The organism is Aliiroseovarius halocynthiae (assembly GCF_007004645.1).
GTDB classification, from domain to species: Bacteria; Pseudomonadota; Alphaproteobacteria; order Rhodobacterales; family Rhodobacteraceae; genus Aliiroseovarius; species Aliiroseovarius halocynthiae.
The window spans coordinates 437077-453860 of the sequence record NZ_ML660019.1; the positions used below are offsets into that span (position 1 = coordinate 437077).

General features: G+C 56.5%; 18 protein-coding genes and 1 riboswitch. Of the genes, 3 read left to right on the plus strand and 15 right to left on the minus strand.

Annotation, left to right across the window (positions count from 1 at the left end; translation table 11 throughout):
- Positions 1-26 precede the first annotated feature (26 nt).
- From FIL88_RS02305 to FIL88_RS02315, 3 genes are all read right to left on the minus strand, one after another.
- Positions 27-404 carry a hypothetical protein gene (locus FIL88_RS02305; RefSeq protein WP_142852195.1) on the minus strand — a complete coding sequence of 126 codons (378 nt, stop codon included), beginning with the start codon at positions 402-404 and terminating at the stop codon, positions 27-29.
- Between the two features lie 278 nt (positions 405-682).
- Positions 683-2602, minus strand: coding sequence for an ATP-binding protein (locus tag FIL88_RS02310; protein WP_142852196.1), 1920 nt, complete (start codon positions 2600-2602; stop codon positions 683-685).
- Positions 2583-3422: a phosphate/phosphite/phosphonate ABC transporter substrate-binding protein gene (locus FIL88_RS02315; RefSeq protein ID WP_142852197.1), complete on the minus strand. Its 840-nt coding sequence runs from the start codon at positions 3420-3422 to the stop codon at positions 2583-2585. Before FIL88_RS02315 ends, FIL88_RS02310 begins: the two co-directional genes overlap by 20 nt.
- Positions 3423-3711: 289 nt before the next feature.
- On the opposite strand from FIL88_RS02315, the gene FIL88_RS02320 reads away from it, so the two are divergent.
- Complete coding sequence (locus tag FIL88_RS02320) at positions 3712-4686, plus strand: sulfotransferase family protein (RefSeq protein ID WP_281281296.1); 975 nt, start codon at positions 3712-3714, stop codon at positions 4684-4686.
- Entirely contained in the window at positions 4676-5896 is a 1221-nt protein-coding gene (gene chrA / locus FIL88_RS02325) for a chromate efflux transporter (RefSeq protein WP_142852199.1), read from the plus strand. The genes FIL88_RS02320 and chrA overlap by 11 nt, the downstream gene beginning before the upstream one ends.
- A 181-nt stretch (positions 5897-6077) precedes the next feature.
- On the opposite strand, the gene FIL88_RS02330 is transcribed toward chrA, so the two are convergent.
- Positions 6078-6902 carry a LysR family transcriptional regulator gene (locus tag FIL88_RS02330; RefSeq protein WP_142852200.1) on the minus strand — a complete coding sequence of 275 codons (825 nt, stop codon included), beginning with the start codon at positions 6900-6902 and terminating at the stop codon, positions 6078-6080.
- Between the two features lie 221 nt (positions 6903-7123).
- Here FIL88_RS02330 and FIL88_RS02335 point away from each other — a divergent pair, with 221 nt between their 5' ends.
- Positions 7124-7942 (plus strand): TlpA family protein disulfide reductase, encoded by an 819-nt coding sequence (locus tag FIL88_RS02335; protein ID WP_142852201.1) that lies wholly within the window; start codon positions 7124-7126, stop codon positions 7940-7942.
- A gap of 481 nt (positions 7943-8423) precedes the next feature.
- Here the strand turns inward: FIL88_RS02335 and FIL88_RS02340 are convergent, their stop codons facing one another.
- From FIL88_RS02340 to FIL88_RS02390, 11 genes are all read right to left on the minus strand, one after another.
- A complete protein-coding gene (locus FIL88_RS02340) occupies positions 8424-9158 on the minus strand; it encodes an ABC transporter permease (RefSeq protein ID WP_142852202.1) in 735 nt (244 codons plus the stop codon).
- A complete protein-coding gene (locus FIL88_RS02345) occupies positions 9155-9883 on the minus strand; it encodes an ABC transporter ATP-binding protein (RefSeq protein WP_142852203.1) in 729 nt (242 codons plus the stop codon). Before FIL88_RS02345 ends, FIL88_RS02340 begins: the two co-directional genes overlap by 4 nt.
- Positions 9880-10557, minus strand: coding sequence for a thiaminase II (gene tenA, locus FIL88_RS02350; RefSeq protein ID WP_142852204.1), 678 nt, complete (start codon positions 10555-10557; stop codon positions 9880-9882). The genes FIL88_RS02345 and tenA overlap by 4 nt, the downstream gene beginning before the upstream one ends.
- Complete coding sequence (locus FIL88_RS02355) at positions 10554-11489, minus strand: ABC transporter substrate-binding protein (RefSeq protein ID WP_142852205.1); 936 nt, start codon at positions 11487-11489, stop codon at positions 10554-10556. Before FIL88_RS02355 ends, tenA begins: the two co-directional genes overlap by 4 nt.
- 19 nt (positions 11490-11508) lie before the next feature.
- Positions 11509-12465 (minus strand): HesA/MoeB/ThiF family protein, encoded by a 957-nt coding sequence (locus FIL88_RS02360; protein ID WP_142852206.1) that lies wholly within the window; start codon positions 12463-12465, stop codon positions 11509-11511.
- Entirely contained in the window at positions 12462-13058 is a 597-nt protein-coding gene (locus tag FIL88_RS02365; protein ID WP_142852207.1) for a thiamine phosphate synthase, read from the minus strand. Before FIL88_RS02365 ends, FIL88_RS02360 begins: the two co-directional genes overlap by 4 nt.
- Positions 13055-13825 carry a thiazole synthase gene (locus FIL88_RS02370; protein WP_142852208.1) on the minus strand — a complete coding sequence of 257 codons (771 nt, stop codon included), beginning with the start codon at positions 13823-13825 and terminating at the stop codon, positions 13055-13057. Before FIL88_RS02370 ends, FIL88_RS02365 begins: the two co-directional genes overlap by 4 nt.
- A 2-nt stretch (positions 13826-13827) precedes the next feature.
- On the minus strand, positions 13828-14022 hold the full coding sequence (gene thiS, locus FIL88_RS02375; protein ID WP_142852209.1) for a sulfur carrier protein ThiS: 195 nt from the start codon (positions 14020-14022) through the stop codon (positions 13828-13830).
- The gene (locus FIL88_RS02380; RefSeq protein WP_142852210.1) at positions 14006-14980 is read right to left on the minus strand and encodes an FAD-dependent oxidoreductase; all 975 of its coding nucleotides are present in this window, start codon (positions 14978-14980) and stop codon (positions 14006-14008) included. Before FIL88_RS02380 ends, thiS begins: the two co-directional genes overlap by 17 nt.
- Entirely contained in the window at positions 14977-15780 is an 804-nt protein-coding gene (thiD, locus tag FIL88_RS02385; RefSeq protein WP_142852211.1) for a bifunctional hydroxymethylpyrimidine kinase/phosphomethylpyrimidine kinase, read from the minus strand. The genes FIL88_RS02380 and thiD overlap by 4 nt, the downstream gene beginning before the upstream one ends.
- 47 nt (positions 15781-15827) lie before the next feature.
- A riboswitch (TPP riboswitch) is annotated at positions 15828-15931 on the minus strand.
- 177 nt (positions 15932-16108) lie between these two features.
- Complete coding sequence (locus FIL88_RS02390) at positions 16109-16753, minus strand: GntR family transcriptional regulator (protein WP_185960816.1); 645 nt, start codon at positions 16751-16753, stop codon at positions 16109-16111.
- Positions 16754-16784: the final 31 nt, after the last annotated feature.

The window sequence follows — 16784 nt, forward strand, 5'->3', positions numbered from 1 at the left end:
GTTGCACCAGACGATCTACTGGATAATCAAGCGGCAGTAGCAATTCGCACCCGGAGCGTCTGAACACCACTTGAGGCACCGAGTCCAGTGAAATTGTCCGAGGGGCTTTCAACTTTGACCTCTGTAGAGTTCGGAGCAAGATTCTTGGTCTGTTTTGGTGCCGCTGCGGCACCTCGACCATGCTTTTTCCAGTTGTAGGCAGTAGAATCAGAAACACGGCACGTCTTCCGAACTTCACCAACGGACAATGTCCCGGATCTCATACCTTGCCCCATTTCGCGCTTGAGCTTCGTCGACCACAGACGACCACCGTCTTTGGCAACGGGAATGGAGTAGCCATAGACATGAAATACTTTGTCGATTTTCTGGTTACTTGCGAGTTCACCTAAGTTTTGAGAGCTCATGGTGCCTGTATCCTTTTTGAAGGCATCATAAGCTAACCGCGTTGACCAAATCAGGTGCTGAATGCGGGGCTACATGCAGCGCTTACGAAGAATGAGCAAACTCTGCATCAGAACGAGGGAAGTTTCGGTGGGCGGGTCAGTCATGAATGAGGGAGCGCGGGGGGGGAGGTTAACGGATGTACATGTTACCGGAAAGCACATCATGGGAAACCTCACGGCGGTTTGACGCTACGTGTTCTCAGGGGTGGAGGGCCCTCAGAAGTGATGGCTGGCAGCCCTCAATCGCCTCCAGTATGATCAAGATGTTCAGACAGAGTGGCAACCAGATCGGATTTCGATATTGGCTTGGCCAGGAAGCCGTTCATTCCAGCCTCTAAGCAGTTTTCTATGTCTTCGGCGAAAGCACTTGCGCTCAGGCCAATAATTGGTGTGTGGGTCATTCGGGGTGATCCTCGCCGAATGCGTCGCGTTGTTTCCATCCCATCTATACCGGGCATGTTGACATCCATAAGGACTAGGTCAAATTGATGTTCTTTCAGCCGATTGATTGCAATTTCCCCACTTTCAGCGGTCGTCACCTGATGTTTGAGAGAACGTAGAATGACTTTGGCGATCTTCAAGTTTGTTTTGCTGTCGTCCACTACCAGAATGTCGGCTGGCTTTGATTTTAGTTGACGGTGCAATGCGGCATCGGTTGGGTTGAACTCATGGTTCTCATTGTTTTTTTCCTCGATTTTTCCACGCGCGAACGGCAGCGAAAAGTAAAAGCAGCTGCCCTCTCCTTCGCGACTTTCCACTGATAGGTCGCCACCCATTGCGGCGACCAACATGTTGCAGATAGACAAGCCCAAGCCCGTACCCTGATACTCGCGGTTGCTGCGATTATCCACCTGAACAAAGCGTTCGAAGACATGCACCTGATCTTTCTTCGAGATCCCGATCCCTGTATCAGAGACTTCAAAGCGCAGGGTGCAATTTTCAGGATCTGTTGGGTCAATCAACGTCACGCGCAAGTCAATGCCGCCTTCCGACGTAAACTTGAGGGCATTCCCAACGAGATTGATCAACACCTGTCTTAACCTGTTAGCATCGCCCATAACAGCCGCCGGGCATGAGTTGTCGACAGAGTATTCAAGCGAGATATCCTTGTTGCGTGCTGATACTTGAAACATGCCGACAACATTCTGAACCAAGCTGTTGACTGAAAATTCATCGCTGTGAATGACGAATTTCCCCTCGTCCAGCTTGGTAATGTCGAGGATGTCATCAATGATCGATTTAAGCGCCTTTCCAGATTCCTGAATTGTTTCAATCAGCTGCGCCTGCTCTTTTGGCAGATCTTGCTCTAGCAAAAGCTCGGCGATTGGAATAACTCCATTCAGGGGCGTGCGGATTTCGTGGCTCATCGTCGCTAAAAAACGCGATTTCGCTTCGGCTGCGGCATGCGCTTCATCCCGTGATGCGATTAGGCTTTGCTCGTTTTCTTTGATGGTTGTCCGCATCGTTGAAAAACTGTTGGTGAGATCACCAATTTCGTCTTTTGAACTCGGAGGAATTTTCGCTTGATAATTTCCGCGCGACAATTGCCGAGCAGCCGAGGCAAGCAGGGATGCGCGTTTCACAACCCAACGATCCAGGAGAACACCAACGACCAGAAGCGCTCCAAGGAAGAAAACGGCAATCAAGACAGTAAGGAACCGAACCTGTCGACGGATTTGCCCTAGATCATCCGAAATATCGACCCGAACAGACAGAACAGCCAGTTCTTTACCCTCAAAGGAAATTGTCCGTGAGGTCTGGATTATGTCCGGCTTGGTTACCGGAGCGGCTGCCGACAAAGGATAAAGCCGCGTGCCATCGGGTGTCGACAGAACAACCGTTTCCCAACTCCGGTATCGCCTTTGCATGCTGCTGAGGGTCTCGAATACGGCACCAATTTGGTTTTGCAGAAGAAATGGAATGAGGGCATCGGATAGAATCTCGACATTTTGATCCAGATTTCGAACCTGTGAATCCGTCATCTCTCGCGTCAGGCGCGGCTCCCAAATATATGACAGCCCCAGCACACAAATACACATCATACACGCCAGCAATGCGACAAACCGGCTGCGCAGCTTAAATCGAACGCCGGCGAAAACCGAAGTGATTGCGGATTGCGCCGACGTTATGATGGGTGCGTCACTTAACAAAGAACTCATCCAGCCCCATTTCTTGCAGCTCTGAATAGTCGTCCAGGCTGGCTTCCATCACTTCGCGGATGGGAACGCGCTCAAGCAACTCGCGGCCATAGCCGGTTTTCCACAGATCGAGAAAGGCCTGCGTCACCTTCTTCTGAACGTCTTCCGGCACACGAGGATGCGCGGCAATGGGATGGGGCGGGACGCGAGTGGTTTTGTAAAGGACGCGGAGTTGTTCCGAAATTTCAATCGGCTGTGACCGAAAAGTTCCCATTACCCCGCCCGCTGCCGCGGCTTGGTTAAGAATGACGTTCAGGTATGCCGACCCATGCGTCGACACATACATAGGGGAAAAGTCGACGTTGCGCTGATTTGCTAGGTCAGAGCGGATCAGCAGCGAAGCACCAAGCGCATTTGGCGCAGGAAATGCAATAGTGTGACCTTCTAGGTCTTCGACCGATTGAAAGTCACTGTCGTCGCGAACAACCAGAATACCGAACAGTTCGCGGCCGCCATCCCGAAGAAGCGGTTGGTAGCCCTGTGTTTGTGCCGCGATGATCGAGTGGTACGGATTCATATAGGCAAAATCAAATTCGCCATTCATGAAGCTCGTCTCAAACTCGGGAATTCGTGGCGACCCCACAATCTTAAAATCATAGCCAGTGCGTTTTTCAATTTCATCGATGATGGGCTCCCAAATTCGCGCGAGCTTTCGCGCTTCGAACTGAGGAACGACGCCGAAAGTGTAGGTCTGCGCCAAAAGAGGTCCAGCAGTAATGCCCAGCGCGACAAGGATGCAAAAAATGCTGCTAAAGGTTGAGCGTAGTATGTTTCTGATCATGTGTTTCCCTATTGGCGCCATCGAATTTCATTCGGCAACCTTGCCGACGTGTTTGTAGGTTTGCTCCTTGAGGTTGGGGCAGATTGGTTAATATTTTCACCATCGAGGAAGCTTTTTTGTGGAATTGCCTTCGCGCAGACGTGGCAGCGGCCAGAGTTAACGCCCCCTTCATCTGCATTAACGAAACGTAAATATATTTCGCGTTTTAGTGGTGCATCGAAGTTGCCGCCCACCTCTGACCTCAAGAGATGGCGGCCCAAAAAACGGAGCGCCATTAATGCCATACTTTATGATTGGGACGCAGAGATCGGGGTCAAACCTACTGCGTATCATGCTGAATCAATCACCCGAGATTGTCGCCCCACACCCCCCCCATATAATGGAACGTCTGTGGCCATTACTGGAAGAGTATGGCGACTTAGAGAACCCTCAGGCATTCTCGCGTTTGGTTGATGATGTTTGCCTTCTTGTCGAGACGAATCCGGTTAGTTGGAAGCTTGGCCAGATTGATCGGGCTGCTTTGGAAGAGGCCTGCCCTGAAAAGTCGCTCGTCGCGGTCTATTTCGAGATCCATAACCTGCTGGTGCGCCAAAACTTAGCACGTGACTGGGTGTGCAAATCCCTTGCGAATGTGCATTTCGCGGATGAGCTTGACCGCTTTGGCGGCGAGAACGCCAAGTTCATTCACTTGCATCGCGACGGCCGCGATGCTGCCCTGTCTTTCCGAAAAGCCATAGTGGGTGAGAAATCATTCTATCACATCGCGAAGCAATGGCGAGCAGAACAAGAAAAGGCATTGGAACTTGGCCAGAAACTACCGGCCGACCGTTTCATCTCGGTCGCCTATTCTGACCTCATCACGCACCCAGAAACCGAGCTTCGCCGCTTATGTGATTTTATGAGCGTCCAGTTCTATCCTGATATGTTAGAGTTCCATAAATCCCGCGAAGCCGCGAGCACGTCAGTGGCCGGGAAGATGTGGTCCAATGTGCAAAAACCCGTCATGTCGCAAAACACAAACAAATTCATGCGCGAAATGAGCCCGCACGACATCGCCGTATTCGAAGCCGTTGCGGGGGACACGTTGAGCAAGATGGGATATCCGTTGATGTCCGATTTCGACGAAGAAAACCAACGCCTTAAGGCGCAAGCTCTTGAAACCGCAAATCCGGATGATCTGCAAAAACGAAAGGCTCAGGCGTCAGTGATGCAAGAGATCAAGGAACGTCTCGCCAACAGCGAAAACAAGCGCCATGTCGCATAAATCTGCCAGCACGTATGCCGAGGGGACATCGCTCGCCCAATTGTTTCTAATTTTCTTCAAAATTGGGTGCATTTCATGGGGCGGATATATGGCGCTGATCTCGGTCGTTCGCTCCGAGATCGTAGAAAAGCACCGTCTGATTGATGATGATGACATCATGGACGGTGTTGCTCTGGCGATGCTGCTTCCCGGGCCGGTTGCGGTGAACGTCGTCGCATATGTCGGCGACAAGATCCGAGGCCCGCTTGGCGGTGCGGTGTGCGCTGCGGCGGTGATCTTGCCATCGTTCTTTTTGATGGTAGGATTCGCGGCTCTATACCTATCTTGGGGAGCGATGGTCGTCGCTGACAAGGCGCTTGCAGGTGTTCTGCCTGCGATTGCCGCCATAATCCTGAATGCTGGTCTGAAAATGCGGGAAAAGGCGCTTCGGGGGCCAATCGACATCGCCATTGCACTGATCGCCGCGACCTTGCTTTTGACAGTTGGGGGCATTTGGACCGTCATTTGTATTTTCGCAACCGCGGCCGTGGTGGGGATCTTGCGGCATCAGTCGGATGATGCAGGTGTGCCCGTCGAAGCAATTGGGCAGCACCCGACATTTGGGATCGGATCATGTGTTGTCACTGTATTCCTGGCGACCTGTATCGGGCTGTTCCTGTTCCTGCCTCAGCTGACTGTCACCTCAATCCTCGTGCAGCTATTCTCGGTTTTCTCGGGCATGAGCTTACTGCTTTTTGGTGGCGGATATATCTTCATTCCCATGATCCAAGAGGCGGTCGTGAATGCCCATGGATGGCTGTCACTCGAGGATTTTGCAGCAAGCATTGCGCTTGGGCAGGTCACCCCTGGACCTATTCTGATCAGCGCTACATTCATCGGGTATAAGGTAGCGGGCTTGGCTGGTGCGGTGATTGCAACGATTGCGATCTTCATGCCGCCAGCAGCCTTGATCATTCTGGCCTCTCGTCAGCTAGAGCGCTTCAGTCACATGGCACGTTTCAAAGCTGCACAGGCGGGCATTCGATCTGCAGTTTTCGGAATGATCATCGCGGCCGCACTGTCATTACTCATAGGCATCGCCGGTGAGGCAACAAACCTTCTGGCGCCAACCGTGATCTTCGCCCTGTCATGTTTCGTGTTGATGTATCTGAAGAAGGGAGAGATCTGGACCGTGCTGATCGCGGCGGTATTGGGGCTGCTCGTGTTCTAGTGGGAGTCAAACATTGGTGGTCGGGAGAAAATTCTAGAACTGTACAAGAAACATCATTGGGCCTGTCTATATGGGCCCGGTGATTGTATCGGCGGTTATGGCAGAGATGGGCAAGGGCTGCGGCCCAAATCCAAGCCAGTACGCCTCGTAAGGCTGTGCGATGTTGCCTGTTGGAGTGCCGTCAACTCGAAAGGCAGTTGAATAGTGCCCGAACACGTGCGGTATGGCGCAGCTCTTTAGGCGCAAGCAACCAGATATCAAGAGAGAATGCAGTGCTTTCACTCACCCGTCTGAGGCCTTTTTGTATTTCGACGATTTGCGTGGGCAGCAGACCTTCACCCAGTCCAGCCTGAATGGCCTGCATCATGATTAATGGGCTGCTGACATAGGAATGTGGCTCGACACCGGGCAAATAGGTCTTTAGCCACTCAGTCGAGCGATTGGCACACGCCTGACCTGAGTATTCAAGCCAAACCATACGGCTGCTCTGTGGCGGGGTATCAAAGGCAGGCGCATAGTGTGCAAAATCGCAACGTCCGATTTTTTTACCGTACAAATATGGTTCTGGCTCGTTCGTGAACCTAAGCGCGACCTCGGCATCGCGGCGTGATAAACTACGCACCGTTGTTTCAGCGTCGATGTCCAAAGTGATGTCCGGATGGTGAGATATGAATTGCTTTAACTTCGGCATGTAGTGCCAAGCAAGAATGTCAACTGTGGTGAGGATGATATGACCGAACAAACCCGCGTCTCTTCCCTCGATACGTCTTTCCAATCTGTCCATTTCGTCACGGATTTGGCGGGCGGCGTCCACTGCAGCTTCACCTTCGCGGGTCATGGTGATCCGGTCGCCGACACGTTCAATAAGCCGGGCACCGAAATGGGTTTCCAAATCGCGGATTTTTCGCGCCACCGTGGTGTGTGACACGTCCAACTCAATCGCCGCCGCCGAATAGGTCTCGGCGCGACTTAGAGCCTCGAGGACTAAAAGATCACCTGGCTTCATCGGGAGGCGCGCCAACGGCTAAATTAATTCTGAACATTTTTGCACATAAGACTCCAGTTATTGCGAGTTGATTGTCCAGCTATGCACTTCCATTTGTCAACTACTCAGCATGGCGCGGCAAAGGAAGATTTGTGAGTCTGAACATTGAGCGGCTCTTTCACAATAGTAGCGCGCGCGTTTGACCCACCCACGCCTTGCTACCAAACACTAAGGAGCCTTCTATGACAAACATTACCGATGTCTCGCGCATGTCCGGAACCTCTCGCGATACCTATACCTATGATACGTTCACCACGGGTCTTATTCTTGAGGATCTGCGCTTCAAGTCTACGGACCCAGCGCCTGGCGATCGTGTGCCAGATTTTGACCTTGAGTTTATCAATGGTGCGCGACTTCGAAGTGATAACTTAGGGGGCAAGCCCCTGCTGCTCGTTTTTGGGTCACGAACCTGCCCTGTTACGGTCAGCGCGCGCCAGCCATTAGCGGACTTGCATCACAAATTTGGCGATAGGGTTCGTTTTGTGTTGGTCAATACCCGCGAGGCGCATCCAGGCGAGCACATTCCACAGCCAAAGACCTCGAGCCAGAAACGCGAGCATGCAACAAAACTGGCAGCGTTCATGGGTGCGCATTTCGAGGTTGCGCTGGATGACATCAATGGGACATTTCATCAGGCAATGGGACCAAAGCCAAATTCCGCCTACATCCTTTCGCCAGATGGTGTGATCCTGTTTCGCGCACATTGGGCCAATGATACGGCAAGCTTGGCCCCTGCGCTGCAAGCGGCTGTCGATGGTACGCAGCTGAGAAGTGGAAAAAGCCGAAGGCTTGTTCGTCCCTTGCTAAATGCAATCGGGTTTCTGCCCGGCGTGGTACGTGACGGCGGAGGTAAGGTTGAACGCGACGTCTGGCGGGCGGTGCCCCCATTTGCGGTCCTTGGTCACTTGTCACGCCTGTTCTTTTTTCTACCGACACGAAGCCGGGGCCCTGCGGTAGCAATTACGCTCGCCATCGCAATTATAGCTGCGATTTGGGCATGAACTGTGGCTGACACTGTTTTTCGAGTTACATAAGGGCAGATGCGGATCTAGGTGTGACTATCTGAGGATCCGCATCATTGAGCGACGCCCAATCGACGTTTGAACTTGGGCATCGGATGCAGGTATCCGTGGACTGGCGGCAAGAGGGTCACGACCAGTGGCACAGGCCTAACGAGCGGTCCCGAAGATTTGGCTGGATTACGGAAATAGGTGGGGCGGTGACCGTTTCATCGTCGCTATGCTGTTGAGGATTAAGGCAAGTGCCTATTGCCACCTGTACTGCGTCAACGCAGTGCCCTCAGGTTTAAGCGTTGCCCGATTCACTAAGGACAAACACTCTGTCATGCATGCGCCGTGGAGTGGAAAGAATATCATCACATTTCTGTCTGTGATGGTCTAGGAATTCGTATCACGAAAGCGGTAACTATGATGTTAGAAAAAGTGTGGGCACGATTGGGCTGTGTCTGTGCATATTCCGGCCTTAACAGCTGTCCTTGTCCAGATTGCGGGTTAGGTACGCGACCACAAGGTGAAGCAGGATCGAGAACACGCCCAGGGTCAGCATCGCGGCAAACATTAGGTCGGTTTTCGCGCGCCCGTTTGCCATAAGCATCAGGTATCCCAACCCACGCGACGCGCCGACCCATTCTCCGATCACCGCGCCAATAGGGGCGTAGACCGCCGCAAGCCGCAGTCCCGACGCGAGCGCGGGAAGGGCCGCGGGCACCCGGATATGCCACAGGATACGGGCAGGGCTAGCCTGCATGGTTCGCGCCAAATCAAGATAGCCCTGAGGCGTTCGCATCAACCCGTCAAAAAAGGCTGATGTGACCGGAAAATAGATGATCAGCACGGCCATCGCGACCTTGGACCACAGCCCGTATCCCAGCCACAGCGTCAGAATCGGGGCCAGCGCGAAGACCGGCAAGGCCTGAGTGAACACCAGCAAGGGTTGGACCAAAAGGCGCGTAGTGCGGGACGCTGCAAGTTGGATGGCCGTCACCACCCCAAGGCCTGCACCGATGATCAGCCCGATCAGCACTTCCAGCGCCGTGGCCCATGTGTGCTCGGCAATCAGCGCGCGGTTCTGCCACCATGTTTCGGCCACCAGTGCCGGACTGGGCAGGATGAATTTCGGCAATCCTGTTAGCGTGACAATCGCCTGCCACAACAGCAGTGCAAACGCCGCCGCGGCGAGGGCAGACAGATACTTCATGCCGCACCTGTCTGTAGCTGCCGTAGTAGTGAAGCCTGACACTCCAGTGTCTCCAGATCATCAATTGGGCGCGGTATGGGGGTGGAGGGGTGCGGGCAGTGGGTCAGTCCCTCAGCGGTCATCACGATGATGGCGTGCCCCAGACGGGCGGCCTCGGCCGGGTCATGGGTGACGATCAGCACTGTTTTGCCTTGTAACAACTCGACAGCAAGGTCCTGCATCGCGGCGCGAGTCTGTGCGTCGAGTGCGGAAAATGGCTCGTCTAACAGGATGATGGGTTTGTCTTCCATCAGCGTGCGGGCCAAGGCCACCCGCTGACGCTGTCCACCCGACAATTCGATGGGCTTCTTGCTGGCATGTTCCGTCAGGCCAACGCGGTCAAGGATGCGAAGCATGTGATCTGCATCAAGGGTTTCACCGCGCAGTCGGGCGCCGAGCAACACGTTCTGCGAGATACTCGCCCAAGGCAGGAGAAGATCGTCTTGCGCCATATAGGCAACCCGAGAAGCGAGTTCGGCGCCGTCTGTCGCGGCGATCGTACCGTTGAACTCAGCTCCGGTGGCAAGGCCCGAAATCAGGCGCAGCACCGTGGATTTTCCGACGCCGGACCCGCCCAGAAGGCAGGTCCATTGCCCGGCGCCCAGCTTAAGGGTCAGTGGGGTAAAAAGCGGCGCACCGTTGATCGACGCACTGCCTTCGACCCGGATGCCGGGCGCGTTGCTCATGGGGTCAGGCCCATCTGCCAGAACCCGACTTCCAGTTCGGTTGCAGTGCGGAAGGTGTTGCAAAGGCGGTCCCATCGGGGCGATGCAGCGAAATCCTGACCCAGACGACGCGTGAGTGCTGCGTCCAGCAGATCGCCCACGGCTTTGCAGGCACCTTGGTACTCATCGCTCGCATATGTCGCGATCCAGTCGGCATAGGCATCGGAAGTCTTCTCGCCCGCTAGGCGCTTGCCGATTTCACCATAGCCCATCACGCAGGGTGCGAGGGCTGCCAGCAAATCCAGCAGATCGCCGCTATAGCCAGCCTCGAGCACAAAGCGGGTATAGGCAAGGTTCTCGGGCCGTTCTGTCGTCGCTAAGAGATCCTCCTGCGAAATCCCAGCTGCCTCGCAGATGCCGATATGCAGCTGCATCTCTTCGGCGACCAGTGCGTTGACGGTGCCCACGGCTGTCAGCATTTCCGCATGCGTTTCCGATTTGACCACTGCCAAGGCCCAAGCCCGGGCAAAATGTATCAGGAACACATAATCCTGCCGCAGATAGTGCAGGAATGCGTCGCGCGGAAGCGTGCCATCTTTCATGCCCTCGACGAATGCATGGCGGGTGTAGTCCCGCCATGCGTCGGGTGCCTGATCGTGCATCAACGCGAAGGCACGGCCATAGTCCCCACTCATTGTGCGGTCACGTCGATTGCGATTGCGGCGACCGGGTTCAGCGACGGGATCATGCCACTGTCCAGCAGGAACTGTTCGAACCGCGCATAGCGACCTGCGTCAAACCCGGCAGGGCGAAGGGCGAAACGTGGCAGGGTGTCGACCCATGCTTTGGCGTTCAAGTCATCCTGCAATTCGGTCGAGGTTGCCGCGAAGATTTCCCAGCTTTTTTCTGGGTTGTTGACGATGAATTGCGTGGCTTTTTCGGTCGCGGTCAAGAAACGTGCGATCATATCTGCGTCCATCAGTTCTGGATTGGCCACATAGATCAGTTCGTCATAGGACGGCACGCCTTCCTCTTCGATATAGAAACAGCGACCCTCAACGCCTTCTATTTCCATCTGGTTCAGTTCGAAATTGCGGAATGCGCCGATGACGGCATCTACTTGTCCCGACATCAGCGACGGCGACAGCGAGAAATTGACATTGATCATCTCGATATCATCTGTGGTCACGCCGTGTTGGCCCAGCATGGCCTGCAACACAGCCTCTTCGACACCGGCGACCGAGAAGCCAATCTTCTTGCCCTTCAGATCGGACAGTTGTTTGATCGGGCCATCTTTCAGGACCAGCAGGCAGTTCAGAGGCGTCGCGACCAAGGTGCCAACGCGCTTTAGCGGCAGGCCTTCGTGGATCTGCAGGTGCAGCTGCGGTTGATAGGACACGGCCAAATCGGCCTGTCCGGCGGCCACAAGACGGGGCGGGGCGGACGGATCGGCGGGGGCCACGACCTCGACCTCCAAGCCTTCATCCGCGAAATAACCGTTTTCCTGCGCGATGATGATCGGGCCATGGTCAGGGTTGATGAACCAGTCTAGCAACAAGGTCATTTTGTCTGCGGCCATGGCGGGCGTGGCCATCATCAGCGCAAGCGCGGTGATCAGGTGTTTCATGAGATTTCCTTCCAGTTCGTCATGAGGCGGAGGCCGCGACGAGAACGATCTCGCCGGGCCATTTTTGTGTGATCTCTTCCGCAGCACGCCACGCGCGCAGGCCAGTGGCGCAACACAGCGCAAGGCGGGTGTCCAAGGTCGGCAGGTTTTGGGCCAGTTGTTCGAGGCTGATCCGCCGGGCCAAAGGATGCAAAACGGGGGCGTCTTGGCGCAGTTCGATGATCAGATCCGTGTCGGTCAGCTCAGACGCCGCGACAAAGCGGAACGGCCTGTCGGGTTCGGTGGCTTTGTCGAAACGAAAGCTGGCCGAGCGCAGGCTTTGCGCATCAAACTGCACCAACTGTCCAAGAGGGGACGGGGTCAAGCCCAGCAGGATATTCAGAGCCATCTGCGCCTGCATGGCGCCGATGATGCCGACGACCGGGCCAAGGACACCTGCCGTTTCGCAGCTTGCGTCATTGCCGGGGGCGTCTGGGAATACCGCACGCAGCGAGGGCGCACCGCCGCAAAAACCGCCCACATAGCCGCCCAGTCCCAGTGCCGATGCGCTGATCAGCGGGGTATCTTGGGAAATGCAGATATCGCTGAGAAGATAGCTGACGGCATAGTTGTCAGCGCAATCCACAACCAAATCAGAATGGGTCACCAGATCGGGCGCGTTGGCCGGGGTGAGTTTGCAATCCAGCGCTTCAATGGTGATCACGCTGTTGATCGCGCGGCATCGGGATGCAGCCGCCTGTGCCTTGGGTAGGCCGCAATCAGCCTCGGTGAACAGGGTTTGGCGGTGCAGGTTCGACAGCGCGACGGTGTCGCCGTCAACAATGGTCAGATGACCGATGCCCGCCCCTGCCAGAAGGGGCAGGCATGGCGCGGCCAGACCGCCTGCGCCGATCACCAAGACTCGCGCCTGTGCCAAACGTGTCTGACGGTCGGCGCCGACTTCGGGCAAAATTATTTGGCGGGCATAGCGGCTCATCGCGTCGCCTCGATCCATTGACGCACGCGTGCTTCTGGATCTGCGTTCAGGGTAATATCTGTGACGACCGAGACGATATCGGCCCCGGCCTCTAAGACACCAGCCGCCCGTTCGACCGACATGCCGCCGATGCCCACCAGAGGCACGTCACCCACACGGGCCTTCCATTCGGTGACGCGGGGCAGGCCCTGTTCGTGCCATTTCATCTTCTTCAGGATGGTAGGATAGACGGGACCCAAGGCAACATAGTCCGGGGCCATCGACAGAACACGCTCTAATTCGTCATCGTCATGGGTCGAGACGCCCAGCTTCAGCCCAGCCCTTCGGATCGCGGCAAGGTCAGCTTCGTCCAGATCCTCCTGCCCCAGATGGATCCAGTCGCACCCCAGATCCATCGCGGCCTGCCAGTGATCATTGATCACCAGTATCGCGCCATGATCGCGACACAGATCGCGGGATATGGCGATTTGCTCGCGCACCACCGCATCCGGCTGATCCTTCATCCGCAGTTGTACCAGCTTCACGCCAAGGGGCAGCATCCGGCGCAGCCAATCTGAATGGTCGAAAATCGGATAGAAACGGTCGAGCGTCATGTCAGGAATGCCTTTCCAATCACGGGGGTCGAGGCTTCGGCCATGTCGCGTGCCTCGATCGGGTCAGCGTCATGCGCCAGCTTCCCGGCTTCGATCGCGCCCATCATTGCGCGGGCCATGGCCACCGGATCGCCCGCGCGTGCCACCGCGGTGTTCAGCAGCACGGCGTCAAAGCCCAGTTCCATTGCGTGGGCGGCGTGGCTGGGCAGGCCAATGCCTGCATCGACCACCAAAGGCACATCTGGGAACTCCGCCCGCATCACCCGCAGGGCGTATTCGTTGTTCAGTCCGCGACCCGAGCCGATGGGCGCCCCCCACGGCATCAGCACCTCGCAGCCCGCGTCCAGCAGGCGCTCGCCGATGATCAGGTCCTCGGTGGTGTAAGGAAAGACCTGAAACCCGTCCTCGGACAGAATGCGGGCCGCTTCGACCAATCCGAATACGTCCGGCTGTAAGCTGTCTGTGTGGCCGATCAGTTCAAGCTTGATCCATGTGGTGTCGAACACCTCGCGCGCCATATGGGCCGTGGTGACCGCTTCTTTCACCGTGTGACACCCGGCGGTATTGGGCAGGGTCAGCACGCCCAAATCTTGGACCATCTGCCAGAATGCTTGCCCCGCGCGGCCAGCCCCCTCGCGGCGTAACGATACGGTGGCAACGCCCGCCCCGCTTTCGCGGAACGCCCGTTCAAGGATTGCAGGGCTGGGGTATTGCGCGGTGCCCAGCATCAGAGGGTTGGGCAGGGTGGTGCCGTAGAAAGATGCCATTCTTAGCCCCCCTGCATCGGCGAGACGATCTCGACCCGGTCGCCATCTTGCAAAGCATGGCTGCCGCGCAGCGTGGCGGGGATGAAATCCTCGTTCACGGCGGTGGCGACCCGGCCTGTAAAGTCGCATTCGTCCAGCAGGGCGGACAGGGTGGTGGCTGCGACCTCGCGCAGCTCTCCGTTAAGCACGATCTTCATCGACCATCTCCGAATGTGTGTTGTGAAGGGCCAGATCCGCCACGCCCTTGGCCAGGGCGGGGGCCAGCAGATAGCCATGGCGATACAGGCCGTTGGCATAGATTGTGTGGCCTAGTCTGCGAATGCGCGGCAGGTTGTCAGGAAATGCGGGCCGCAGATCGACGCCGATCTCCAGCACTTCGGCCTCGCCGAAAGCGGGGTTCAGCGCATAAGCGGCGCTGAGCAGTTCCAGCATGGACCGTGCGGTGATGCGGCCGCTGTCTTCGGCCTCGATCATCGTGGCGCCCAGCATGTAGATGCCATCGCCACGCGGCACGATGTAAAGCGGCATCCGGGGATGCAGCAGGCGCACGGGACGTGTCAGGGTGACATCCGGGCAGCGGATCACCAGCATCTCGCCTTTCACGCCGCGCAGATCGTGCAGGGTGTCGCGGGCATGCAGCCCCCGGCAATCAATGGCGTTTTCCGGTCGAGTTGGGGCCGGTTTCTGATGAAACACCACGCCTTTTGCCAACAGATTGCGATGCAGGTCGTGAAGGGCCTTGCGCGGATCGAGATGGGCCTCGGCGTCAAAGAACAGGCCTTTGTTGAAGCTGATCAGATCCGGCTCAAGATCGGCGATCTCAGGACCGGCTTCGCGAAACCCTTCGGTCTGTCGGGCAAATCGGCGCAGGTCCGGCATATCGCGCCGCGCGGCAACGACAAGGGTGCCCCGGCGCTGAATAGTGGTCTTACTTGCCCACCAGTCGATGGCCTGCTGCCCCAACCGCAGCACGGGTTCTTCGGCGTTCTCATATTCGCACCAAGGGGCCAACATGCCGCCCGCCCACCACGAACAGCCATGCGGGCCGGGCGGGCCGGAGGGGTCGAAGATCTGAACCCGGGCACCGCGTTCGACCAACTCGGTCGCCACTGCCAGCCCGGCTACGCCGGCCCCTATGACGGACCAGATCGTCACGCCTGCCAGACCTGATGGAAGTGGTGGACCGGCCCGTGACCGTGGCCAACGCGCAGGTCATCTGCCGTGCCAATTGCACCTTGCAGATAGTGATGGGCCTGACTGACCGCCTGCTGCAACGACAGCCCCTTGGCAAGGCCAGCCGCAATGGACGAGGACAGGGTACAGCCTGTGCCATGGGTGTTGTTGGTTCGACGGCGTGGTGCAGTGAATTCGGCGATTGCCCCATCATTCGAAATAAGGATGTCGCGGCAGACCTCGCCTTTGGCATGGCCACCTTTCATCAAGACAGACTGCGCGCCTAGCTCTACAAGAGCTCGTCCCTGTGTTGCCATCTCGTCCGACATGTCGGCGACAGGTTGATCCAGCAGACAGGCAGCTTCTGGTAGGTTCGGAGTTAACACGGTGGCGCGGGGCAACAATACATCCCGCAGCGTTGCGACAGCATCCCGCGCCAGCAGCGCATCGCCAGACTTGGCGATCATTACAGGGTCCAGCACGACAGGCCCTGTGAAATCGGAAATCGCCGCCGCTATGGTTTCGATGATTTCGGGCGTTGCCAGCATCCCGATCTTGATCGCGCGGACGTCGAGGTCGCTGAGCACGGCGTCGATCTGAGCCGTCACGACGTCAAGCGGGATGCTGTGAACTGCGGTGACGGCCTGCGTGTTCTGCGCAGTGACTGCGGTGATCACGCTGGCGCCAAAGACCCCAAGTGCGGACATTGCCTTTAGATCTGCCTGTATGCCCGCGCCGCCGCCGCTGTCGGACCCGGCAATTGTCAAAGCGATATGCGCCACATCGGTGCTCCTTCTTTTTACAAAGGGCACGGGCAGGCACACTGGTTGTCAGCGCTAAGACCGTTCCCTACGCCGGTATTGCCCGGATCAGGTTCGATGGGTTTACGCTTGCGCGAGTCTCAGCCTTGGTAAGGCACCCCAACGGTTCATTCGCCGGGTAGCAACTTCGTTACGCTAAGTCAATCGTGCAGGCGAAAGGGCGCGGCCCTGCACGCCCGAGGGTCTTGGAAAAGCGAGGGTGTTGCGCAAAATGTGCACGCTGTGGCTGGAATGCACGATAGGATCGTTTGTGGAGTAGATTGGCAGTTTCAAATGGACGTTCGGATGGTCACTTTGCAGCATTGCTCGCCAGAAATGAGGCTTTGGCGCCGAGGATGTGTTTCACGACGGCGTCCACGAAAGCGGCTCGGTCAGCCTTCGCGCCTGCATCGATAATGCCATAATGTTCATCCGACGAACGTCGCAGGCTTTTGATGGATCGGAAGGCCACTGACCGGACCAGATTTGTGCGTTCGTTGTAAAGGTTCAGGGCCTCTTCCAAGACACTGTTCCCGCAGGCGTGGTTCAGGACGATATGGAAGCTTTCATTCTGATGAAACGCGTCTGTCAGGTCGTTCTTCTGAATCGCAGCGTCATGTTTGGCTTGTATTTGTCTGAGTTCGGCAAGAACGTCACCGGGCAGCGGAAGAGGTGTCTGTTCCGCTGCGGCGCGATGCAGCAATTCCCGCATGAAATACAGCTCGTCAATCTCATGCAATGAAAGGTCCCGTACCGCAGCGCCCTTATTTGCCCGCCGCTCGACGAGGCCTTTCTGCTCAAGGCTTTCCAGCGCTGCGCGGACAATGTGGCGTCGCGCCTCGAACCGGTCCATCAGGTCCTGTTCGACCAAACGTTCGCGCGGCTTTAGGTGACCAAAAACAATGTCCTTTTCCAGTGAAGCTGCGACCCTCTTACGCTCGCCATCAACCTTCATCGTGTCCTCCGTTTCTGCGCTTCCACGCAAG

Bases quoted from the DNA above. Each gene is read 5' to 3' on its own strand.
- FIL88_RS02320 (WP_281281296.1), top strand. From the start codon at position 3,712: ATGATTGGGACGCAGAGATCGGGGTCAAACCTACTGCGTATCATGCTG.
- thiS (WP_142852209.1), bottom strand. From the start codon at position 14,022: ATGAAGATCGTGCTTAACGGAGAGCTGCGCGAGGTCGCAGCCACCACC.
- FIL88_RS02310 (WP_142852196.1), bottom strand. From the start codon at position 2,602: ATGAGTTCTTTGTTAAGTGACGCACCCATCATAACGTCGGCGCAATCC.
- FIL88_RS02315 (WP_142852197.1), bottom strand. From the start codon at position 3,422: ATGATCAGAAACATACTACGCTCAACCTTTAGCAGCATTTTTTGCATC.
- FIL88_RS02365 (WP_142852207.1), bottom strand. From the start codon at position 13,058: ATGACGCTCGACCGTTTCTATCCGATTTTCGACCATTCAGATTGGCTG.
- FIL88_RS02335 (WP_142852201.1), top strand. From the start codon at position 7,124: ATGACAAACATTACCGATGTCTCGCGCATGTCCGGAACCTCTCGCGAT.
- FIL88_RS02340 (WP_142852202.1), bottom strand. From the start codon at position 9,158: ATGAAGTATCTGTCTGCCCTCGCCGCGGCGGCGTTTGCACTGCTGTTG.
- tenA (WP_142852204.1), bottom strand. From the start codon at position 10,557: ATGAGTGGGGACTATGGCCGTGCCTTCGCGTTGATGCACGATCAGGCA.
- FIL88_RS02305 (WP_142852195.1), bottom strand. From the start codon at position 404: ATGAGCTCTCAAAACTTAGGTGAACTCGCAAGTAACCAGAAAATCGAC.
- FIL88_RS02355 (WP_142852205.1), bottom strand. From the start codon at position 11,489: ATGAAACACCTGATCACCGCGCTTGCGCTGATGATGGCCACGCCCGCC.
- FIL88_RS02370 (WP_142852208.1), bottom strand. From the start codon at position 13,825: ATGGCATCTTTCTACGGCACCACCCTGCCCAACCCTCTGATGCTGGGC.
- FIL88_RS02330 (WP_142852200.1), bottom strand. From the start codon at position 6,902: ATGAAGCCAGGTGATCTTTTAGTCCTCGAGGCTCTAAGTCGCGCCGAG.
- FIL88_RS02345 (WP_142852203.1), bottom strand. From the start codon at position 9,883: ATGAGCAACGCGCCCGGCATCCGGGTCGAAGGCAGTGCGTCGATCAAC.
- FIL88_RS02390 (WP_185960816.1), bottom strand. From the start codon at position 16,753: ATGAAGGTTGATGGCGAGCGTAAGAGGGTCGCAGCTTCACTGGAAAAG.
- FIL88_RS02360 (WP_142852206.1), bottom strand. From the start codon at position 12,465: ATGAGCCGCTATGCCCGCCAAATAATTTTGCCCGAAGTCGGCGCCGAC.
- chrA (WP_142852199.1), top strand. From the start codon at position 4,676: ATGTCGCATAAATCTGCCAGCACGTATGCCGAGGGGACATCGCTCGCC.